The 2,961-nt window shown below is 38.9% G+C and carries 6 protein-coding genes; all 6 read left to right on the forward strand.

The features are described from left to right. Positions 1-128: 128 nt before the first annotated feature. Complete coding sequence (locus ACGF5R_RS23655; RefSeq protein ID WP_112879809.1) at positions 129-353, forward strand: hypothetical protein; 225 nt, start codon at positions 129-131, stop codon at positions 351-353. A gap of 197 nt (positions 354-550) precedes the next feature. Then, positions 551-1,393: a phosphoadenosine phosphosulfate reductase family protein gene (locus tag ACGF5R_RS23660; RefSeq protein WP_387693050.1), complete on the forward strand. Its 843-nt coding sequence runs from the start codon at positions 551-553 to the stop codon at positions 1,391-1,393. Between the two features lie 48 nt (positions 1,394-1,441). Then, a complete protein-coding gene (locus tag ACGF5R_RS23665; RefSeq protein ID WP_387693052.1) occupies positions 1,442-1,894 on the forward strand; it encodes a zinc-finger-containing protein in 453 nt (150 codons plus the stop codon). Then, on the forward strand, positions 1,887-2,087 hold the full coding sequence (locus ACGF5R_RS23670; RefSeq protein WP_387693023.1) for a hypothetical protein: 201 nt from the start codon (positions 1,887-1,889) through the stop codon (positions 2,085-2,087). The genes ACGF5R_RS23665 and ACGF5R_RS23670 overlap by 8 nt, the downstream gene beginning before the upstream one ends. Positions 2,088-2,145: 58 nt before the next feature. Next, the gene (locus tag ACGF5R_RS23675; RefSeq protein WP_387693054.1) at positions 2,146-2,316 is read left to right on the forward strand and encodes a hypothetical protein; all 171 of its coding nucleotides are present in this window, start codon (positions 2,146-2,148) and stop codon (positions 2,314-2,316) included. Then, positions 2,316-2,858 (forward strand): phage N-6-adenine-methyltransferase, encoded by a 543-nt coding sequence (locus ACGF5R_RS23680; protein WP_387440167.1) that lies wholly within the window; start codon positions 2,316-2,318, stop codon positions 2,856-2,858. Before ACGF5R_RS23675 ends, ACGF5R_RS23680 begins: the two co-directional genes overlap by 1 nt. Positions 2,859-2,961: the final 103 nt, after the last annotated feature.

Here is a 2,961-nt window from a genome sequence, read left to right on the forward strand (position 1 = left end):
AATGGTCCAGATGAAGAAAATCTATGCAAGCTTACGTGATGGTATGTCAAGTGTAGACGATTGGTTTGAGAAACCCGAAACCACTCAAAATAAAGTTGACGAACTAAATAATATGGGAAATTCAACAAATGACAGAGGAAACGAATAAATATATTGGCAAGCCGTGCCCGCAAGGACACACTCTCAGATATATGGCAAACGGGAATTGTGTTGAATGTCAGATTGCCGGTCAAAAGAAGTCGAAAAATAAAGCTCAAAAGCCCAAGCGAGAAAGTAAAAATAAAGTCAATCCCGATGATTTTACCCATCGTGTATTTATTATTGGAAATCCTGAAAGAGTGAATAAATTATGAATATGTATATTTGTATTTATGGGCCACCTAATACAACATCTCCAACAAACATTCAATTACCATGCAATTTTGAAAGATGGCGCAGAATTACAGAAGAAGAGAGGGACGCAATGATTAAAAAAATCATTGACGAATACCCAAATCTCACAGGCTACATAATCTTAGCCAGATAATTCTTCTCACACCAGGATATCACAATGATCAATGTCGTTAGTTTTTCAGGCGGCAGAACATCGGCTTATCTCGTGTATTTAATGGAACAGCGCAGAAAAAAAGGTGAAGATGTCCGCTATATTTTTATGGATACAGGAGCTGAACATCCGAAAACTTACGAATTTATTCGTAATTTAGTTCGATGCTGGAAAATTGATTTAGTTTGCCTGAGGGTTGTTATTAATCCAGAGTTAGGCAAAGGGAATGGCTATCAAATCTTGACTCTGGACGAAATTAAACATGATTTGGAACCGTGGCGGGCAATGCTGAAAAAATATGGCACTCCATATGTTGGTGGTGAGTTCTGCACGGACAGAATGAAACTCGTCCCATTCAAGAAATATTGCGATGAGCATATAGGGAAAAAATCGTATCACACATGGATTGGCATTCGAACCGATGAACCCAGGCGGATAAAGTGCCTCGACCATACCAGTTATCTAGCCAACATTTCTGACATTGATAAATACGGCATTATCGATTGGTGGAGCCAGCAACCTTTCGATCTGCAAATACATGAACATTTGGGCAACTGTTGCTTCTGCATCAAAAAGTCAATCCAGAAAATCGCATTAGCTGCAAAGGATGAGCCAGAGTTAGCCGCTGAGTTCCTGACAATATTGTCCTCAAATGAGGTGCGAAAAATGGAAAATCGAAACGGAACTGATCTCGTTATGTACCGAGGCAAAAACACATTCGATGGCATCATACAAATGTTTTCTGACGATAGTCGAGCTAAGCTAGCCGCTCGCATGCCGTCACAAAAACAATATATCAATGCTGCAATGTATGAGACTCAATGTGAGTGTCAACTAAGTCTATTCTAACCCACTCCATTAACTAATAACTTGCCGTATAACGGCTGGAGGATTGCTATGGAAAAAACACCTTGGAATCCAAGTGTCAGGGCAATTCAGCGGGTTAAAGACCCGTTACCCATTCCAACACACTGTCGTTACTGTTGCGATCATGTAGAAATAGCTCATCACATGGATGTGTTTGGGCGAATCAATAACAGCAAATGGCCCTGGCTATACATCTGCAAGTCATGCGGCGCGTATGTCGGCATGCACCCATTTACAGACATTCCTTTGGGAACTTTGGCAGATAAAGCAACCCGGAACGCACGAATGAGCGGTCATCGGCATTTTGAAGAAATGCGGGAGAAATGGAATTTAGAGCGCACGGATGCATATTATTGGCTTGCGAGAAAGTTAGGAATTAATAAATGTGAATGTCACTTTGGCTGGTTCGATATTGACACATGTCATAGAGCCAAAGAAATTTGTGAAAATATGATTATTAAAAGAGGTAACTATCATGACTAAAAATACAGAGTCTTTAATATCTGCATGTCACGAATTAGCAAGAACAGCGAAATGTGATGACTATTTAACTTTAAATGAGATTGCTGATAAGATTAAATATCTTGAAGAGCAAAACAAAAATCTTATTGTTAAAAATAATGCATTACAATCTACAATAAGGGTAATTAATCGTGTTAAAACTAATACTATCTGAAAGAGAAATAACAATGAATGATTGTCTTTGTCATCACTTTTATTTTATCTGGAAACGAATGTTCAAGCGTTACATGATAAACACACTAGCGTCACGCGGCGCTAGTTTATCAGAAGCAAAAGAAATTGCTGAGTGTGAGATTGAATCATATTCAAAAAAGGATGGCGATTGGAAATATATTCATCCGCACGATGCGGCACAAGAAGCATTATCTTATTGGAGTGATTAATGGCAGACTTCGGAGGCAGTAATACCCCAAAGGAATTAAAAGATAAATGGCAAACCCCGATTGAGATATTTGCAGCATTGGATGCTGAATTTGGTTTTTATCTCGATGCAGCGGCAGACAATGAAAATGCTCTATGTGCTCATTATCTCACGGAACGAGATAATGCACTTACATGTGATTGGATAAGTTACGGAGCAATATATTGTAACCCGCCGTATAGCGATATATCTCCGTGGGTTATTAAGGCGGCAGAACAAAGCAGGAGGCAATCACAGCCGGTCGTTATGTTAGTCCCAGCCGACACTTCGGTCGGCTGGTTTAAATTGGCAATGGAAACAGTTGATGAAGTCAGATTAATAACGGCAGGCAGAATTTCATTTATTAATGCCGGCAACGGAAAGGAGAAAAAAGGAAATACAAAAGGAAGCTTGCTATTAATATGGCGTCCGTTTATCAAACCCCGCTGTATATTCACAACAGTTGATAAAAGCCAATTAATTCAAATTGGTTTAAATATATTAAATGAGATTACATCATCATGAAACTAATCAGCTTAATAAAGCCAATTAAGGTTAACTACTTTGGCATTGAATTATCAGCCCCTCATTGGACTAAATTTATAGCAACGGATGAGTCTGGATTAGT

The organism is Photorhabdus sp. RM71S (genome assembly GCF_042879355.1).
Taxonomy (GTDB): Bacteria; Pseudomonadota; Gammaproteobacteria; order Enterobacterales; family Enterobacteriaceae; genus Photorhabdus; species Photorhabdus kayaii.